This is a genomic window from Arthrobacter sp. SLBN-122 (genome assembly GCF_006715165.1).
GTDB lineage: Bacteria > Actinomycetota > Actinomycetes > Actinomycetales > Micrococcaceae > Arthrobacter.
The window spans coordinates 2,423,057-2,439,989 of sequence record NZ_VFMS01000001.1 but is presented as its reverse complement, the minus strand read 5'-3'; the positions used below and the strand labels follow the sequence as shown (position 1 = coordinate 2,439,989).

Here is a 16,933-nt window from a genome sequence, read left to right as displayed (position 1 = left end):
CATTGACACGCGCTGTGATCTCCAGCACAAGTGACTCAGATGAGTATTGCTGCACAATCGGGGCACTTCAATGCCCAATGCGGCACCAAACCTGTGCACAATTGCAGATATGAATGCCAATCCTGATGACCTCCTGGTCCTCCTTGCGGTTTCACGCTCCGCAAAGTTCACGACGGCGGCGCAGGCGCTGGGCTTGAACCACACCACGGTTTCCCGCAGGATCGCCGCCCTGGAGAAAGCGCTCGGCGGCCGGGTACTGTCCCGGGCCGCCGGCGGCTGGGAACTGACGGAGCTGGGCGAACGGGCCGTGCGGGCGGCGGAGCAGGTGGAGGAGGTGCTGGGCACGCTGGGACCGGCGGGCCAGGCACCCGACCCGATTACCGGCGTCGTGCGAATGACGGCGACGGACGGCTTCAGCGCCTATATTGCCGCCCCGGCCGTGGCGCGCCTGCGCCGGGACCATCCGGGCCTGAGCGTGGAGGTAGTGACCATGACCCGCCGCGCCCTGCAGCAGCGGTCCGGGCTGGACATCGAGGTGGTGGTGGGCGAGCCGCAGGTGCACCGTGCGGAGGCCATCCGGCTGGGCGAATACCGCCTGGGGATGTATGCCTCCCGCGCCTACCTTGCGGAGCACGGGACGCCGACCACCGTGGCCGAACTCAATACGCACCCGCTGGTCTATTTCGTGGATTCAATGCTGCAGGTGGACGACCTTGATGCGCCGCGGCGGCTGGTTCCGGCCATGCGGGACGGCCTCACCTCCACCAACGTGTTCGTCCACGTGGAGGCCACCAGGGCCGGGGCGGGCGTTGGGTTCCTGCCCTGCTTCATGGCGGACCTGCACGATGACCTGGTCCGGCTGCTGCCCGACAAGATCGGCGAGCTCCTCCCCTACTGGCTGGTCCTGCGCCCGGATTCGCTGCGCCGCCCTGCCGTGGCCGCCGTCGTGCAGGCCCTCCGGGAACGCATGGCGGAGCACCGTGAAGCGCTCCTGGGAAAAAGGCAAAGCTTCATCGATTGCTGAGTAAACGGCGTTTTCAGCGCTGGAAAGTCAAGTGGTCGTTGCAACGGTTAGGCTGCGGCGGCGAGGAGGAGTTCGTTGAATTTCTGCTTGGGTGTTGCGAGGCCGAGGGTGGGGCGTGGCCGGTTGTTCAGGCTGTCCTGAACCCTTTTGAGGTCCTTGGCTGTGTGGACGGACAGGTCGGTGCTTTTAGCGAACCAGTGCCGCAGGAGCCGGTTGGTGTTCTCGTTGGTTCCTCGTTGCCAAGGTGAGTGCGGGTCGCAGAAGTAGATGTCCGTATCGATCGCGATCTGGATTTGGGCGTAGCGGGCCATCTCGACGCCGCGGTCGTAGGTCAGGGTTTTGCGCAGGTCCGCGGGCAGTTCGCCGAACGCGTTGATCATGGCCTTCGCGACCTCGTCTGCACTGTGGCCATCGGGCAGGTGAAGCAGCATGGTGTAGCGGGTGGAGCGTTCAACGCAGGTTCCGATCGCTGAGTTGCTGGCGACCGAGCCGAGGATCAGATCGCATTCCCAGTGACCGGGTACGGCCCGGTCGGCGGCTTCAGCCGGGCGTTCGGAGATTTTCAGCGCGTCCTTGAATGGGCTGTTGTTCCGGCCCCGGCCGCGTCCGTCGGCGACCCGTTTGGCCCGACCGGTGCTCAACTGCCGGTACAGGTCTTGGCGGACATGGCCGCGGCCCTGGACGTAAATGGCCTGATAGATCGTCTCGTGGCTGATCTGCATCCTCTTATCGTCCGGGAAAGCACTGGCCAGGACCAGCGAGCACAGCTGCGGGGACCAGCCCTCGTCCATGGCGGACTCCACGAACCGGGCCAGCGGTTTGTGGGCGAGTTTGTGTTCCCTGGGCCGGCGGGCGATCTGCCCGGCCTTTAGCTGCGCCACGTCTGACTGGTAAGTGCCGTCCTCGCAGCAGTTCCGCTTGGCCTCGCGCCAGATCACCGACCGGTCCCGGCCTAGTTCCCTGCCAATCGCCGAGTAGGACCAGCCATCTCGCAGGCGCACCATGATCACCGCCCGCTCGGACAGACTCAATCTGCCTGAACCAGGGACGCCGTCTGGAAACGGTGCGCCTGCTGGTCCTCCACGATTACCTCTGGACATCTCCACAGGGCCCATCTTCCGGACCCAATGCAGCACCGTTGACGACCACAGGCCCGACACGCGGCACGCCTCACTGATCGACATACCCTGCCGCAGCAAGGCAAAAAACCCGTCCCTGACCTCATCCCCAAATACGTGCCCCGCCGGCATCGCAACACCCCTTCACGGATTCGTTGCAATGACCGTATGAATCCGCCCGCCCAATACGACTGTGAGGATTGGGGTGGCTGGTCCGGGACTGGCTGGCAGAGTAGGTGTTGGCCGTTCCGCCCTGTGGTCGTGACTCACAAAACGATTGGCCCCCTTGTGGGTGCCTTTCAATTGACTTGTCCGTCCGCTGGGGTGGACGGCCGGCACCTGCCCGGCCCACCTCGGTGACTTGATCAGAAGGTTGCCCGGCCCCTCTAAGGGGGCGTGGCTCGTCACAGTGCTGTTCCGAAGTGACCTCTACCCGGACTGGTACCGGCCGAACGCGGCCTGACCCTATCCGGTCTAGAGGAAGATGCCAGAACCGCTATGTCTATCGTTACGCATTCGCACCCGTTTGTCGTCGGCGTCGATACCCACGCCAAAAACCATGTCTACGCGATCATCACCACCACAACCGGGGAACTGCTTCAAACCCGGGACTTCCCGACCACCAGCGCTGGGATCAACCGCGCCCTGGCCTGGGTGGCACGTCACATCGGAGCTGACCTGGCCACCTTGTGGGTGATCGAGGGAGCCGCGTCCTATGGTGCCCTCCTCGCCGGAGCTGCAGGCGCCGCCGGCTACGACGTCGCCGAAGCACCGAGGATGGATGCCCGGTCCCATCACGGGGTTGGCAAATCCGACCTGTTGGATGCCCACCGGATCGCCGCGGCCGTCCTGCCGTTGGAAACGGATCAGTTGCGCAGGCCACGACTGAACGAAGGTATCCGGGCCGCCTTGCGGGTCCTGGTCACCGCGCGGGAGTCGATGACGACCGAGCGCACCCGGGCCGTGAACGCCCTAACAGCGCTGGCCCGGGTCAACGACCTTGGCCTTGACGCCCGCAAACCCCTCACGGGAACCCAGATCCGTGAAGTCTGCCGCTGGCGCGCCCGTGAAGAACCACTGGCACTGTCGATCGCCCGCTCAGAAGCAGTCCGGCTCGCCAAGCGGATCGGCGAGCTCGACGCGGAGATCAAAACCAACAACGACCGGATCACCGAACTGGTGGAAGTGAGCGAAGCCGCACCCTTGCTCCAGGAAACCGGCTTCGGCCCCGTCACCGCCGCCATCTGCCTCACCGCCTGGTCACACCACGGCCGGGTCCGGTCCGAAGCCGCCTTCGCCTCGCTAGCCGGGGCCAGCCCGATCCCAGCCTCCTCCGGGAACACCGTCCGGCACAGACTCAACCGCGGCGGTGACCGAACCCTGAACAGGGCACTGCACATGGTCGCCCTCAGCAGAATGACGTTCGACACCGAGACCAGCAACTACGTCACCAAACGACAAACCGAAGGACGCACCAAAAGGGAAATCCGCCGCTGCGTGAAACGCTACCTCGCCCGACGTATCTACCGCACCCTCAACGCCGCCACACCCAGCGCCTCCCAGGCTTGACGAACCATAGAAGGGTCAATTACTCAGCAGTCGACGGGGGTGACGGCGGGTCGTGGCGGACTGGTGCCCCGGCGGCGAAGGCCCGGACCTGGGCATCGTCCCAGAGGTGCGCCGGCACCGCACCGCCTAGCAGCCGGCGCCTGAGCTGGGGGTCGTCACCGATCGGCTCGTCGCTGCCCGCCATCACCATATTTCCGTACCGCCGGCCCTTCAGCATGGCCGGGTCGGCGATGATCACCGTGTGCCTGAACTCGGCCGCGATGGTGGCAGCGTCCTCCCGGGCGTTCCGGAGGTCTGGGGCGTCACCGGAATTGGCCACGTACAGGCCGCCCGGGGCAAGGACCCGTTTGACGTGCCGGTTGAATTCGGCGGTGGTCAGCGGTCGCGGGGTGTGGGCGCCGGCAAAAACGTCCCGGACGATGAAATCGCGGGTGTGCGCCGTCAGGGTCTCCGTCACGGCCCGGGCCTCGCCCACCCGGATCCGGAGCAGGGGCGCCTTGGGAAGGTCGAACCAGTTGCGGACGTACTCGGCGAGCTTCCCGTCCAGTTCCACCACCACCTGGCGTGCGTCCGGGTATGCTGCGGCGAAGTAGCGTGCCATGGAGCAGGCGCCGCCACCCAGGTGCAGCCCGCGCAGCTTTGCCGACGACGCGTCCGACGGCGGCCAGCGGGACTCGACGAGCGCCGCCATCCACCGCATGTACTCGAAGTCCAGGAACAACGGATCGGCGAGGTCGATGTGCGAGCTCATGACCCCGTTGATCTTCAGGAGCCAGCCGGTGGAGTTGTCCTGGTCCGCCACCAGCTCGCAGTCACCGGTGTCTATGTAGTAGACGCCCTCCACCGGTCCACTTTGGCGGGAGCCGGCGGGCACGTCCACCACACCTGCCACCGAACGGATGCTGTTCCGGCCGCCTGACCTTCCGCGTTTTGCCATTACCCGTGCCGCGCTTCAGTCATGCTTCAACCTTAGTTGGTGGGCACTGCTCCTTCGCCGTCGCGGATCCGTTTCACCACCGCGGTGGTGGACCGTTCAGCGACGTAGTCGAGGATGGCTACCCGGCCGCCGTACTCCTCCACCGCCGGGGTCTCCGCCAGCATCTCGGGCGTGTAGTCCCCGCCCTTGGCGTAGACCTCGGGCCGGAGACGCCTGATGAGCGGGGTGGCCGTGGGGGTGTCGAACACCGTCACGTAATCCACGCAACTCAGCGCGGCCACCACTGCTGCCCGGTCCGCCATGTTGTTAATGGGCCTGCCCGGGCCCTTGAGCCTGCGCACCGAATCATCGCTGTTCAGCGCCACCACCAGGATGTCGCCCAGCTGCTTGGCCTGGTTGAGGTACCTGGTGTGGCCGCTGTGCAGCACGTCGAAGCAGCCGTTGGTCAGCACGATCCGCTGCCCCTGCGCGCGGTGCACCTCGATCTGCCGCTCCAGCTCGTCCCCGGTCAACGCGGTATCAGCGAAGGCCTCCAGGTACCGGCTGAGCTGGGCGGTGCTGCACACGGAGGTGCCTGGCTGGTGGACCACCACGTCCGCGGCCGACTGGGCCAGGTCCAGGCTGGCGGTCAGCGGCAGCCCGGCGGCACGGGCCAGGGTGAGGGCAGCCACGAAGGTGTCCCCTGCCCCGGACGCCTGCTTCTCAGCGGCCGGCCGCGCCCACGTCCGGTGCCGCACGCCGTCGGGCATCAACAGCACGGTTCCGTCCCGGTCCAGGGTGACCACCACGGCCCGCGCACCGGTTTCCTGCAACAGTGCCGCAGACTCCGCGGCCACGGCCTCCACCCGTTCCTGCCCTTCCGGCAGTTTCCGGTCCAGGAGCCGGGCAGTTTCCTGCGCATTCGGGGTCACCAGATCGGGCCGCACTGCTGCCCAGGGCCGCGGATCGTGGGCGTCAACCACCACCAAAGGACGGTTCCCGCCGGCAGCGTCAGGTCCGAGGACGCCGGCAAGTGCCGTGCGGACAGGGTCCGCCACCACGCCGGTTCCGTAGTCGCACACCAGCACTGCGTCCTGGCGTTCGACGGCGGCACGCACCGATGCGGCCAGCGCGGCCAGCGCGCCGGCCGGGACGGTCCTGGCCGCGTCATCGAGGCGCAGCATCACCTGCCCGCCGCTGCTGATCCGGATCTTGGTGGTGGTCACCATGTCCGGGTGGGTGTGCAGGTGCTGGACATCGATGCCGGCGGCGGCAAGCTGTCCGCGGAGGTCCTCGCCGGCGTCGTCGGAGCCGACGATTCCTGCCACCGACACCTTCGCTCCCAGGGCGGCGAGGTTCATGGCGGTGTTGGCTGCGCCGCCGGGAACGGATTCGCGGGACTGGATGTCCACCACGGGGGCCGGGGCTTCCCGGCAGAGCCGCTCGATGCTGCCGCTCCACCAGCCATCGAGCATCACGTCGCCGATGACCAGGATGGAGGGCTGTTCCGCGGCGAGCCGGCCGGGGAGCCAGTCTGACAGCGCCCGCTGGGTGGAAAGGTCGATTGACTCGGGGGACTCACTCATGGCAGGTCCTGTCCTTCACTGCTGATGGAATCCGCGCCATCCCCGGAGCCGGCCGCGGGCGGCGCCGCAATGTGCACCACCTTGACCTGGCTGAACTCGTCCAGGAGTTCGGGCCCGTAGCCGAACCCGGCGCCGCTCTCGCCGCGGGGCTGGGCTGCGCCGCCGGGGGCACCGCCGAACACCGCGTTCACCTTGACGGTCCCCACCGGGAGCGCGGCCACTGCCTGCTGGATGTGCGCGATATTGCCGCTCAGGACGGTGGCAGCCAGTCCGTACCTGCCGCTGCACGCCAGGCGCAGGCCGTCGTCGAACGTGTCCACCACCTGCACCGGAGCCACGGGTCCGAACGTTTCCTCGGTCATGACCTGCATGGTTTCGGTGCAGTCCAGCAGGACAGTAGCCGGGTAGAACGAGCCCGGTCCGTCCGGAAGCACACCGCCCTCAACCGTCCGCGCCCCCTGGGCCAGTGCCTCGGTGACGTGGGCATGGACGGCGTCGCGCATCCGCAGGTCAACCAGCGGCGCCACGCTGCCGCTGTTGTTCCGGAGTGCGGCCTCCGCCTCCAGTGCCTTGCAGAACTCGGCGGCGATGTCCTTGTGCACGTAGATCCGTTCCACGGACGTGCAAATCTGGCCGCTGTTGCTGAAAGCTCCGATGGCAGCCTGCTGCGCGGCCCACCCGGGGTCCACGTCGCGGTCCACCAGCAGGGGATCGTTGCCGCCGTTTTCCCTGAGCACGTGCGCACCCGTGAGCGCAGCGGCCCGCGCGATCCGGGCACCGGAGGCACTGGATCCCACATGGGCGATCACGTCCACCTCAGCCTGCGACAGCGACGCACCCACATCGGCACCGCCGGAGATGGTCTGGAACACGCCGGCTGGAAACGCCGGTGCCAGGACCTCGCCCAGCGCCTCCCCCAGCCGGGGGCAGCGCTCGCTGGGCTTGTGGATGACGGTGTTGCCCGTGACCAGTGCGGCGCCGATCAGCCCGCAGGCCACGGCCACCGGATCGTTCCACGGCGTCAGCAGGACGGCCACGCCCCTGGGTTCGGCCCGGGTGTAGTCGGAGGCCAGCCGGTTGCCGCGGAGGCTGTGGCCGCGGTGGACCGGACCCAGTTCCGCGTACTGCTCCAGGGTGGAAACACCGGCGGCGATACCTGCCAGGGCCTCGTCCTTCGGGCGGCCGGTTTCGCTGGCGTTCAGCCCCGCGAGCTCCTGGGCCGCTGCCTCCAGGGCTTTGGCGGCCGCCTTGAGGGCTGCGCCCCGCCCGGCAGGTGCGGTTGCCGCCCAGCCCGCTGCCTCACCGCGCGCCACGCTGACGGCATGGCTGACTGCCTCCGGCCCCGCTTCGGGCACCGTCCAAAGCACTTCCCCGGTGCGCGGATCCTGGATGGTGATGCCGGAGCCCTCGGCTGTCTGGTTGCCTGCGGTTGTTTCAGTGGCTGTGGTGGGCATGGTGTTCCTCCCGCCTTTCAAGTGCTGGATATGTCGTAACGTTGCTGGTTCGGCTACAGCCGTCAAGGGTGTTGCGGCCGGTGACGGCTTAGGGCCAGGAGCCCTCTTCCTCGTGGCAGATCAACATTTCGCGGACCTCGCAGCCGGTGGGCTGGTTAAGGGCGAACAGGATGGCCTGCGCAGTGTTGGCGGGGTCGTTGAGCCGGGAATCGTCCTGCGGCTTGTACTGTTCGGTGCGGTCGTCGAAGAACCTGGTCTTCATGCCGCCGGGGATCATGGTGGTGACGCCGATTTCGCCGCCGGTTTCCGCGGCCAGTGCGTGGCTGAACCCCACCACACCGAATTTGGAGGCGCAGTAGGCCGTGGCATCAGCCACGGCGCGCTTGCCCAGGGTGGACGCCACCGTCACCACGCGGCCGTGGGTTTCCTTGAGGTAGGGCAGGGCGGCGCGCACCACGGAAACGGTGCCCATCAGGTTCACCCCGATGACCTTTTCCCATTCGGTCGCCTCGACGTCGGCGAGCTTGCCGCAGCGGTCGATGCCAGCGGCCGTAACCACCGCGTCCAGGCCGCCCAAGGTCTCCGCGGCTTCACGGACTGCCTCCTCCACGGCCGCGCGGTCCGCTACGTCCACCTCGAACGCCTTCACGCCGGAGACGCTGCTGATGTCGCGGTCCAGGACCACCGGGGTACCGCCTGCGCGGAGGACGGCGTCGACGACGGCGGCTCCGAGTCCGGAGGCACCTCCGGTAACCAGGACGCGGCCGGGGGTGGTGGTTGCGGTTGCAGTTGCTTCTGCAGTCATGGTGTTCCTTTCAAGAGGGAAAACAAGTCAAATGGGGCAAACAAATCAACGGGCAGGGGCGGTTCAGCTGACCTTGGCGAGGGCGTCCGCCAGGCCCGTGGTGGAGCGGGCGGGGTGGAAGGGGACGGTGAGGCAACGGCCGCCCCAGCTTTCCACCAGGTCCGCTTCCGGCAGCCGGGATCCCTTGTAGTCGCCGCCCTTGACCCAGATGTCGGGACGAAGCCGGTCCAGCGCGGCCTCGGGGGTATCCTCGTCGAAGACCATCACCGCGTCCACGCATTCCATTGCCAGGAGCAGCTCCGCCCGGTCGTGCTGGCCGATGATGGGACGCTCCGGCCCCTTGAGCCGCCGCACCGAGTCGTCGGAGTTGAGGCACACGATCAGGCAGTCCCCCAGCTCGCGGGCTGCCGTGAGGGACCGGATGTGACCGGCATGGATCAGGTCGAAGCAGCCGCCGGTGGCGACAACCTTTCCGCCGCTTTCGCGCACCGAGCGGGCCAGCAGCAGCGGTTCGGTGGTCCGCCTGCCCGCGGCCGGCGCCGAATGCCCGGCGGCAGCATCTGCAGTGTCCGGCAGGGCCGAGACTCCGCCGGCTGCCAGGAAATCCGCGGCGTCATGCACTGCCAAGGCCGCCGCGTCGGGCAGGTCCCGGCCGGCGAGAAGGTGCACGGCCAGGCTGGCTGCCAGGCGGTCGCCTGCCCCGCACGGATCACCCGCCTCCACGCGGGGCGCAGGAACGGCACGGGCAGCGGTGTCCCCCTGCCGCAACAGGACCGCCCCTTCCTCGCCCTTGGTCACCAGCACAGCCTGGCTGCGCCACCGCTGGAGCAGGATTTCCGCCACGGCGTCCGCCGAGCCAGCCGCGCTTCCGGGACCAGCCTGCACGGCCTTGGTGGCTTCGGAGATGTTCGGAGTCACGACGGCCACACCGGGCACGGGCTCCGGCCCCGAGGGGTGCGGGTCCCAGATAATCGGCACCTCACCGGCGAGCCGGGCCAGCACGTCCCGCAGCTGCGGGTTGGCAGCCAGTCCCCTGCCGTAGTCTGCAACGATGACCACACCGGCATGTTCCACGGCGCGGAGCATGGCGGGGCTGACATCCGGAACCGGCGTCTTTTCACAGCCCTGGTCAAAGCGGACCACCGGATGCGAACCCGCCCGGACCCTGGTCTTGACCGGCGATGGATAGCCGCTGGTCCCTGCGACGAGCCGCACCCCGGCGAGGTGCGCACGCAACTGGCTTCCGGCGTCGTCATTGCCCAGGACTGTCACCAGGGTGACGGGCCAGCCGTCCTGGGCCAGCATGCGCGCCACCAGGCCTGCGCCGCCGGCACGGCGGCGCACGCCGGAAACGTCCACCACGGGTACGGGGGCGTCCGGGCTCAGCCGGGTGGCCTCACCGGAAAGGTCGACGTCGAGCATCACGTCGCCCACAACCACGATCCTCATGGCCGGCCCCCTCTCGGGAAGCCGGGGACAACGGCCGGGGTGTGGCGCGCAACTTCAAGGTCGAAGGCTCGGCAGATGGCATGCAGGGCGATCAGGTGCCCTTCCTGGGCGTTGGCGTTGAGGGCGTCAATCATGACAGCCTCATCGCAGGCCTCCGCCAGCGGGTTCGGTCCGCAACCGGTGAGCGCCCAGGTGGTCACGTTGAGCCGGGACGCCGTTTCCGCGGCGCGCAGCAGGTTGGGGCTCTTGCCGCTGGTGGACAGCAGCATCAGCACGTCGCCGGAACGGGCATGGGCCCGGACCTGCCGGGCGAAGACCTCGTCGTAGCCGTAGTCGTTGGCGATCGCGGTGACCGCCGACGATTCGGCATGCAGGGAGATGGCGGAGAACGGAACCCGCTCGCTGTCGAACCGGCCCACCAGCTCGGCGGTGAGGTGCTGGGCCTCCGCGGCTGAGCCGCCGTTGCCGGCTGCCAGCAACCGCTGCCCCCGGAGCAGGCGCGCCGCCAGCTCCACGCCCCAGGCGGCCAGCCGGCCGGACTGGCTGCGAAGCGAATCCAAGGCAGGAACCACGTTGTCCAAGTGGGTGCGCACGGCGTCGGCGCTGGCCGCATCCACGAAGGTGGCGCCGGGGAGCACTGCGGGTAGCGACGGGGCTGCAGTCAGGGTGCGGAGGTCTGCCTGTCGCAGGGACGCTTCGCGCAGGGACGATTCACGCAAGGATGATTCGGCAGTCACAGTGCGGCTCCTTCCATAGGTACAGTGCCGGCCGAAGCGCCGGCCGGGGCGCCGGCAATGGCCAGCTGGTATGCCTTTTCGGTTTCCGCTGCCACCCGGTCCCAGGAGTACCGGGTGCGGGCGCGGCGCTCTCCGGCCTGGCCGAGTTTTGTTCGAAGGGCAGGGTTTTCCAGCAGCAGTGACAGGGCCGATGCGATGGCCTCCGGGTCCCGCGGCGGGACGTGCAGGCCCGTGGTGTGGTCCACCACCGTGTCCCGGAGCCCGCCAACCGCTGCTGCCACCACGGGGATGCCGCATGCCATGGCCTCCAACGGAACGATGCCGAACGGCTCGTACCAGGGTGCGCACACCACGGCATCGGCGCTGCGGAAGATGCCCGGCATCTCCGCCCGGGATACCTGCCCCTGCAGGGTCACCTGTTCAGACACGCCAAGCTGGGCGGCGAGGTCCAGCAGCCGGCGGATTTCGGGGTCCGCGTGCATCACGTTGGCGTCTCCGCCGCCGCCCACGATCAGGAGTTCGACGTCGTCGAATCCTGCCGCCTTGAGGTACGGGAGCGCGCGGATCACCAGGTCCACGCCTTTGCGTGGCACCAGCCGCCCCACCGACAGGATGCGGTAGCGGCGCTTCCTCGGTGCCGCCGGGCCCTCCGCCGAGAAGAAGCCCAGGTCCACGCCGCAGGGCGCAATGGAGATCTTGCCGGTGGCGATGCCCATCGCTTTCAGCTCGAAGACCTCGTCGGAACAGGTGGCGATGATCCGGTCGGCAGAGCGGCCCACTCCGGGTTCCAGCCAGCGGCGCGCCTCGGGGCTGGTGTCCTCGGCGCCCTGGTGCCGCCGCTTGACGGTGCCCAGCGCGTGGAACGTCTGCAGCATGGGCACGCGGTACCCCGTGTCGGGGCGCCTGGCCGCGTCCAGGGCAGCGAGGCCGGACATCCAGAAGTGGCCGTGCACCACGTCCGGCGGCCGGTGCCCCCAGTCCCTGGCCACGCCGTCAGCGAGTTCGCCCATATAGGGCAGCAGCTCGTCCTTGGGCACGTGCCGGGCGGGCCCGGCGTCCACATGGACCACTTCGAGGCGCCTCCCCACCCGGACCCGTGCGGGGAGCTCCGTTGCGTCCCTGCGGGTGTAGACGGTGACATGGTGGCCGCGCTTGGCAAGGGCCTCGGACAGCGCGGCAACGTGAACGTTCTGCCCGCCGGCATCTACCCCGCCCAATGCCGCCAGCGGACTGGCGTGTTCGGAAATCATGGCGATCTTCATGGTGTCTTCCTCTCCCGCGCCGGAACGAGGATCTTCTCGTCCGGCCGCTCGTTGACGGGGTGCCGCGGCCGGATCCGCAGGTCCGCCAGCAGCCCGTCCCACCGGTCCTGGAACTTGCCCAGGCCGTATCGCTCCAGCGCCGCCTCCCTGGCGGCAACTCCCCGCCGTCGTGCTTCCTCCGGATCGGCCACCAGCCGCGCGGCGCAGCGGAGCAGTTCGTCGACGTCGGCGGAGACAGCGCCCGCTTCCTGCGGCACCGCCCGTGGGGCCTCAGTGGTGGCAAGCACCACCACCGGCATGCCCAGGTGCATGGCTTCGAGCAGGGACAGTCCCAGCGAGGTCCAGCGCATGGGGTGGACGTAGACCCGGCAGCGCGCAAGTTCCCGGTGCAGTTCCCGGGTTTTCAGGTCGCCCCGGGACGTCACGCGGGAAGCCTCGATTCCGGTGGCTGCGGCCAGACCCTCCGTCTTCATGCCGAACACCTGCAGGGGTGCCACGGATGCGAAGGCCGGCAGCAGGTCTGTTCCTGTTACCCGGCCGCGGCGCACCGGTTCGTTGACCACTACCCCCAGTTCGGGCAGCTCGCCGGTGTAGAGCTGTCCGGGGTCCGGGATTCCGTGCTCGATCACGGTGGTGGGAGCGGAGCCGTTGTCCCACGCCAGCCTGTTGAAGTGGGTTACGTGGACCACGGGGATGCTGCTTTGGTCCGCGAGCGGGTGGCTGGTGTTGGGGAAATTGCCTTTGGGCGTGTTGTGCTCCACGAACACCGCCGGAAGGTCGGCGCCGGGCATCCGTCCCAGGGTTCGGAGCACTTCGTCGATCTCTTCCGGGCGCTGGAGGACCACGGCGTCCACCGCCTCGGGGTCGAGCGTCGCCAGGTCCACCTCCCGCACTGATTCAGGCCAGTCCCTGCCGGCGCGGCCCAGCCCCCAGGCGCCACCTCCAGGCAGGACGGGAAGCAGGTACTCATGACGGCCTCGGACAAAGGCGTCCGTCCAGGAACCGTGGACATGCCAGAGCAGGATTCTCATCTGTTGCGGGCCTTTCTACGGGTACTGACGTGGGTGCTGAAGGAGCTCACTCCGCTGATCAGGCGTTCCACCGCTGCCACCACTTCCTCCGGCGATACCGAGTCGAGGCAGGGGTGGCCCGGCACGGGGCAAACCCTGGCGCGGGACATGCGGCAGGGCGCGTTCTGGTCCCCGAGGAGTTCCAGGGGTACGCCATAAGGGGCCCAGCGGATGGCCGGGACCACGGGCGAGAACAGGCACGCCACCGGTGTTCCCACCGCGGCAGCCAAGTGGGCCGGTCCGGTGTTGCCGCTGACCACGGCATCGGCGCCGGCCATGACGCCCGCCATGGTGGAGAGGTCGGTACGCCCGCCCAGGTCCAGGGCCGAGGGGCCGGCCACCGTGGCGGTCAGCGACTTTTCGCCGGGACCGCCGGTCACCACCACCCGGTAGCCTGCGCCCTGGAGGAGTTCGACGGCGGCGGCATGGTGCAGCGGGGGCCAGGCCCTGGCAGGGACGGCGGCTCCGGGGTGGACCACAACATAGGGTTCCTCACCTACCAGGCCTGTTACGTCCGGAACGGACTTCACGTGCAGCTTCCCGTCGTCGCCGGCGGGAAGCCGGAAGCCCGCCGCCCCGGCAATGCCCAGTGCCCGCTCCGCCTCAGGCTGGTCTTCAGGGAAGTCCTCACCCGGTTTGAGGCGCACATCCAGCAGGGAGCCGGCGTAGTCGGTGGAGGCGCCGGTGATGCGCTCCACGCCCGCCAGCCGCAGCAGCAGGGCCAGCGGCAGCGGCGACTGGTGGAAGGACGTGAGGATGACAGCTTCGGTGATCCGGGAATTACGGACGTATTCGATCAGCCGGTCGGCGTGCGGCCCAGTCATTTTGGGCGCCGGGTTCATGATCCAGGGGCTGTCCCAGCTGTAAACCTCGGCCACGCCCGGGAGCAGCGCCGCGGCCGCTTCACCTTGGCGGCCGCACAGCATCACCACATGGTTGGTGCTGCCGCCATATTGGGCCCGGCCGTTGGCTACCGCCCGCACGGCAGGGCCTGACAGCAGGACGTCGCCCATGCTGTCCAGCCGGGCCACCAGGACGCTCCCCATCAGGGCGTCCCCTGCAGCAGGCCGACGGCGGACGCCAGGTCCGGGGCCACCAGCCGCGCCGCAGCCACTTCCTCGGCACGGGTCACGGGTGTGGGAACCAGGACGCCGGTGGCACCGGCCGCCTCGGCAGCACCCACGTCGGCGCCGATGTCCCCGATCAGGGCGGCTTCGGACGCATGGATGCCCAGTTTGCGGCAGGCGCTGTGGACCATTCCCGGGGCGGGTTTGCGGCAGGCACAGCCGTCCTGCTCGGCATGCGGGCACACTTCCCACACGTCGAAAGGACCGAGCAGTTCTTCCACCCGGGCGTTGACTTTTGCCACGTCCGCTGCCGTGATCAGCCCGCGCGCAATGCCCGACTGGTTACTGACCACGCCGGTGGCGATGCCGGCCGCCCGCAGGTCGTCCAGTACTGCCTTGGCGCCGGCCATCGGCCGCACTTTGCCGGGGTCCCCGTTGTAGGGCACATCGACCACCAGGGTCCCGTCCCGGTCGAACAGGACAGCCCGGAGCTTGGAGGTTTCAGAGCTTCCCATAAACGAACCGTTCCCTCCTGCTGCTGCTCCTAAACAGGGCCGCAGGCTTTTTCAGCAGCAGGACCGGGTTCTTTTGGCCGGTTGAACAGGCAAGATAGGAATTCGGCTGGTGCAGATACTCCTCCCGGGGCCCTCAGCAGCCCCTCTGCGCTCCCGGCGATCACGTGCCTCCGGAAGCTGCCGCCCGCCGTCGTCCATTGCCCGGGCGGGGCTGGCCTTACCTGGTCCTGGTACCGCCCAGGCGGCGGCCGGCACCCACACCGGCGTGCCCGTTCCTGGCCTCGCGGAAGGACGCAACCTGGTTGGCTGACCGGTCTGCGTGCACAACCCGGGACGACACCCCACCGCCCGCGGTGTCTTCCTCCGCACCGAACTGGGCGCTGGCTTCAAGGCGCCGCTGAAGCTCCACCAGCACCTTGGCCAGGCGGCGGGACACCTGCATCTGGGACATTCCCAGCCGCTTGCCCAGCTGCACCTGCGTCTCCTCACAGAAATAGCGCCGGTACAAAAGCTCCCTGTCCGAATCGTCCAGGTCCTGCATGGCGTCACGCAGGCAGGCCAGTTCCTCGAGCCGTTCCAGGGGTGTGTCAGGGCAGGCAAGGATCTCGCCGATGGACGGAGCATCGGAATTAGGGTTCACTGCGTCAAGGGAATCCGGGTGCATGCTGCTGGATGCCGAGATGGCCTCCTGCACCTCCCCCGGATCAGTTCCCAGCTCCCCTGCCAGTTCGGCAACACTCGGGTTCCGTCCCAGCGCCTGGGTCAACTCCGGCTCTGCCCGGAAAAGCCGGGTCCTCAGGTCCTGGATATGGCGCGGCGGGCGTACAACCCAGGTCCGGTCGCGCAGGTACCTCTTGAGTTCGCCGGTGATGGTGGGCGCGGCGTAGGCGGGGAAGCTCTCGCCCTTGGCTTGGTCGAAGCCGCGGGCGGCCTTCACCAGGCCCAGATAGGCCACCTGGTTCAGGTCCGCCCGCTCCCGGCCGCGGGCCTCAAAGCGGGCAGCGAGGGCTTCGGCGAGGTCCAGGTACCGTAGGACCAAGTCGTTTTCGAACGTTTCCCGCAGCCTTCCTGAGGTGGCGGGAGGAGTTGGTTGTTGTGCCGGCTGGGACTGTTGGCCGTGGACGGGTGAAGCGTCCACGGCAAATGCGGCAAAGGATTCGGGCATGAGTGTTGGTTTCCCTCGGTCTGGTTCCGAAAGCCTGCGGCAAGACTTAGAAGTAGGAAATCATAAGGTTGCTTATAAAACAATGCTTCTCCGCTATACGCTCGTCATGTAGGGCCGCAACCAGCCCAAACCTGCTAAGGAGTCGTTGCCATGCGCATTGCCATCACCGGGGCCAGCGGAAATGCGGGAACAGCACTGCTGCGCAACCTGCAGGGCCACCTCACCCAAAAGCCAGGCAGCCTGCAATTGGTGGGGATCAGCCGCAGGTTGCCCTACACGTCCCGGGAGCCTTATGCCGGCGTGGAATGGCACACCCTCGATGTGGGCCTGGACCAGGACAGGCCGGCGCTGGAGAAAGCACTGGAAGGGGTGGACTCGGTGGTCCACCTGGCGTGGCAAATCCAACCGAACCACAACCTCCCGCTCCTGCACCGGACCAATGTCACCGGCACGAAAAATGTCCTGGAAGCTGCAGCAAAAACCGGCGTGAAGCAGGTGGTGTGCGCGTCTTCCGTTGGCGCCTACAGCAAGGCGGACAAGGACCAGCGCAGGGATGAGTCCTGGCCGGCAACAGGAATGGCCGGCTCGCACTACAGCCGCCACAAGGCCGAGCAGGAAAAGCTCCTTGACCAGTTCGCGGCCGCGGAACCGGAAATTTCCGTTGCCAGGCTCCGGCCGGCGCTCATTTTCCAGGGCAAGGCGGGAAGTGAAGTCGGAAGGTATTTCCTGGGAAACATATTTCCGCGGCTGGTACCGCGGAAACCCTGGGTTCCGCTGTTGCCGGCTCCGAATAACCTGATCTTCCAGGCGGTCCACGCGGACGACGTGGCAGAGGCCTACTGGCGGGTGGTGGACCAGCGGGCCAGCGGTGCCTTCAATATCGCCGCCGAGCCGGTATTGAACCCCCAGGAACTGGCCCGCATCCTGGGCGCCAAGAGAATCCTCCCCATTCCCATGCGGCTGCTTCACGCCGTGGTGGACCTCACCTGGCGTGCACGCATCCAGCCCACGGACTCCGGATGGGTGGAGATGGCGGCAGGCGCGCCCATCATGGATACCAGCCGCGCACAACGGATCCTCGGATGGGAACCACGGGTGTCATCGGTGGACGCGGTCAAGGAACTTCTCGCGGGCATGGGAACGGGGGAAGGCATAAAGCCATCCCCCGTCCTCAAACCGCGGCGGCCCTAGCTCCC

At 68.0% G+C, this 16,933-nt stretch carries 15 protein-coding genes; 3 read left to right on the top strand and 12 right to left on the bottom strand.

All coding sequences use genetic code 11. The annotated features are described in order from the left end of the window. Window positions 1-109: 109 nt before the first annotated feature. Window positions 110-1,024 (top strand): LysR family transcriptional regulator, encoded by a 915-nt coding sequence (locus FBY36_RS11410; protein WP_142119477.1) that lies wholly within the window; start codon window positions 110-112, stop codon window positions 1,022-1,024. Window positions 1,025-1,071: 47 nt separating this feature from the next. Here the strand turns inward: FBY36_RS11410 and FBY36_RS11405 are convergent, their stop codons facing one another. Beyond that, entirely contained in the window at window positions 1,072-2,274 is a 1,203-nt protein-coding gene (locus FBY36_RS11405; RefSeq protein ID WP_142119474.1) for an IS30 family transposase, read from the bottom strand. A gap of 366 nt (window positions 2,275-2,640) precedes the next feature. Here FBY36_RS11405 and FBY36_RS11400 point away from each other — a divergent pair, with 366 nt between their 5' ends. Next, window positions 2,641-3,711, top strand: coding sequence for an IS110 family transposase (locus FBY36_RS11400; protein ID WP_142119472.1), 1,071 nt, complete (start codon window positions 2,641-2,643; stop codon window positions 3,709-3,711). 19 nt (window positions 3,712-3,730) lie between these two features. Here FBY36_RS11400 and FBY36_RS11395 read toward each other — a convergent pair whose 3' ends face one another. The 11 genes from FBY36_RS11395 to FBY36_RS11345 all read right to left on the bottom strand — a co-directional run bounded on the left by FBY36_RS11395 (window position 3,731) and on the right by FBY36_RS11345 (window position 15,737). Then, window positions 3,731-4,648: a spermidine synthase gene (locus FBY36_RS11395; protein WP_142119470.1), complete on the bottom strand. Its 918-nt coding sequence runs from the start codon at window positions 4,646-4,648 to the stop codon at window positions 3,731-3,733. A 32-nt stretch (window positions 4,649-4,680) separates the two neighbouring features. Beyond that, entirely contained in the window at window positions 4,681-6,213 is a 1,533-nt protein-coding gene (gene rfaE2 / locus FBY36_RS11390) for a D-glycero-beta-D-manno-heptose 1-phosphate adenylyltransferase (RefSeq protein WP_142119468.1), read from the bottom strand. Continuing rightward, window positions 6,210-7,667, bottom strand: a complete 1,458-nt coding sequence (locus FBY36_RS11385) for an aldehyde dehydrogenase family protein (protein ID WP_142119466.1) — start codon at window positions 7,665-7,667, stop codon at window positions 6,210-6,212. Before FBY36_RS11385 ends, rfaE2 begins: the two co-directional genes overlap by 4 nt. Window positions 7,668-7,755: 88 nt before the next feature. Next, window positions 7,756-8,472, bottom strand: a complete 717-nt coding sequence (locus FBY36_RS11380) for an SDR family oxidoreductase (RefSeq protein ID WP_142119464.1) — start codon at window positions 8,470-8,472, stop codon at window positions 7,756-7,758. A 63-nt stretch (window positions 8,473-8,535) separates the two neighbouring features. Continuing rightward, the gene (locus FBY36_RS11375; protein ID WP_142119462.1) at window positions 8,536-9,921 is read right to left on the bottom strand and encodes a PfkB family carbohydrate kinase; all 1,386 of its coding nucleotides are present in this window, start codon (window positions 9,919-9,921) and stop codon (window positions 8,536-8,538) included. Beyond that, a complete protein-coding gene (locus tag FBY36_RS11370) occupies window positions 9,918-10,559 on the bottom strand; it encodes a D-sedoheptulose-7-phosphate isomerase (protein WP_235008949.1) in 642 nt (213 codons plus the stop codon). The genes FBY36_RS11375 and FBY36_RS11370 overlap by 4 nt, the downstream gene beginning before the upstream one ends. A gap of 95 nt (window positions 10,560-10,654) precedes the next feature. Further along, window positions 10,655-11,920 (bottom strand): glycosyltransferase, encoded by a 1,266-nt coding sequence (locus tag FBY36_RS11365; RefSeq protein WP_142119460.1) that lies wholly within the window; start codon window positions 11,918-11,920, stop codon window positions 10,655-10,657. Then, window positions 11,917-12,951, bottom strand: a complete 1,035-nt coding sequence (locus FBY36_RS11360) for a glycosyltransferase (protein WP_142119458.1) — start codon at window positions 12,949-12,951, stop codon at window positions 11,917-11,919. The genes FBY36_RS11365 and FBY36_RS11360 overlap by 4 nt, the downstream gene beginning before the upstream one ends. Next, window positions 12,948-14,036, bottom strand: a complete 1,089-nt coding sequence (locus FBY36_RS11355) for a glycosyltransferase family 9 protein (RefSeq protein WP_142119456.1) — start codon at window positions 14,034-14,036, stop codon at window positions 12,948-12,950. Before FBY36_RS11355 ends, FBY36_RS11360 begins: the two co-directional genes overlap by 4 nt. Continuing rightward, a complete protein-coding gene (locus FBY36_RS11350; protein WP_142119454.1) occupies window positions 14,036-14,572 on the bottom strand; it encodes a D-glycero-alpha-D-manno-heptose-1,7-bisphosphate 7-phosphatase in 537 nt (178 codons plus the stop codon). The genes FBY36_RS11355 and FBY36_RS11350 overlap by 1 nt, the downstream gene beginning before the upstream one ends. A gap of 217 nt (window positions 14,573-14,789) precedes the next feature. Next, a complete protein-coding gene (locus FBY36_RS11345) occupies window positions 14,790-15,737 on the bottom strand; it encodes a sigma-70 family RNA polymerase sigma factor (RefSeq protein WP_142119452.1) in 948 nt (315 codons plus the stop codon). Between the two features lie 150 nt (window positions 15,738-15,887). Between FBY36_RS11345 and FBY36_RS11340 the strand changes: the two genes are divergently transcribed. Next, window positions 15,888-16,928: an NAD-dependent epimerase/dehydratase family protein gene (locus FBY36_RS11340; protein ID WP_142119450.1), complete on the top strand. Its 1,041-nt coding sequence runs from the start codon at window positions 15,888-15,890 to the stop codon at window positions 16,926-16,928. Window positions 16,929-16,933: the final 5 nt, after the last annotated feature.

Bases quoted from the DNA above. Each gene is read 5' to 3' on its own strand.
- FBY36_RS11375 (WP_142119462.1), bottom strand. From the start codon at position 9,921: ATGAGGATCGTGGTTGTGGGCGACGTGATGCTCGACGTCGACCTTTCC.
- FBY36_RS11360 (WP_142119458.1), bottom strand. From the start codon at position 12,951: ATGAGAATCCTGCTCTGGCATGTCCACGGTTCCTGGACGGACGCCTTT.
- FBY36_RS11395 (WP_142119470.1), bottom strand. From the start codon at position 4,648: ATGGCAAAACGCGGAAGGTCAGGCGGCCGGAACAGCATCCGTTCGGTG.
- FBY36_RS11380 (WP_142119464.1), bottom strand. From the start codon at position 8,472: ATGACTGCAGAAGCAACTGCAACCGCAACCACCACCCCCGGCCGCGTC.
- FBY36_RS11355 (WP_142119456.1), bottom strand. From the start codon at position 14,036: ATGGGGAGCGTCCTGGTGGCCCGGCTGGACAGCATGGGCGACGTCCTG.
- rfaE2 (WP_142119468.1), bottom strand. From the start codon at position 6,213: ATGAGTGAGTCCCCCGAGTCAATCGACCTTTCCACCCAGCGGGCGCTG.
- FBY36_RS11365 (WP_142119460.1), bottom strand. From the start codon at position 11,920: ATGAAGATCGCCATGATTTCCGAACACGCCAGTCCGCTGGCGGCATTG.
- FBY36_RS11385 (WP_142119466.1), bottom strand. From the start codon at position 7,667: ATGCCCACCACAGCCACTGAAACAACCGCAGGCAACCAGACAGCCGAG.
- FBY36_RS11340 (WP_142119450.1), top strand. From the start codon at position 15,888: ATGCGCATTGCCATCACCGGGGCCAGCGGAAATGCGGGAACAGCACTG.
- FBY36_RS11405 (WP_142119474.1), bottom strand. From the start codon at position 2,274: ATGCCGGCGGGGCACGTATTTGGGGATGAGGTCAGGGACGGGTTTTTT.
- FBY36_RS11400 (WP_142119472.1), top strand. From the start codon at position 2,641: ATGTCTATCGTTACGCATTCGCACCCGTTTGTCGTCGGCGTCGATACC.
- FBY36_RS11350 (WP_142119454.1), bottom strand. From the start codon at position 14,572: ATGGGAAGCTCTGAAACCTCCAAGCTCCGGGCTGTCCTGTTCGACCGG.
- FBY36_RS11345 (WP_142119452.1), bottom strand. From the start codon at position 15,737: ATGCCCGAATCCTTTGCCGCATTTGCCGTGGACGCTTCACCCGTCCAC.
- FBY36_RS11410 (WP_142119477.1), top strand. From the start codon at position 110: ATGAATGCCAATCCTGATGACCTCCTGGTCCTCCTTGCGGTTTCACGC.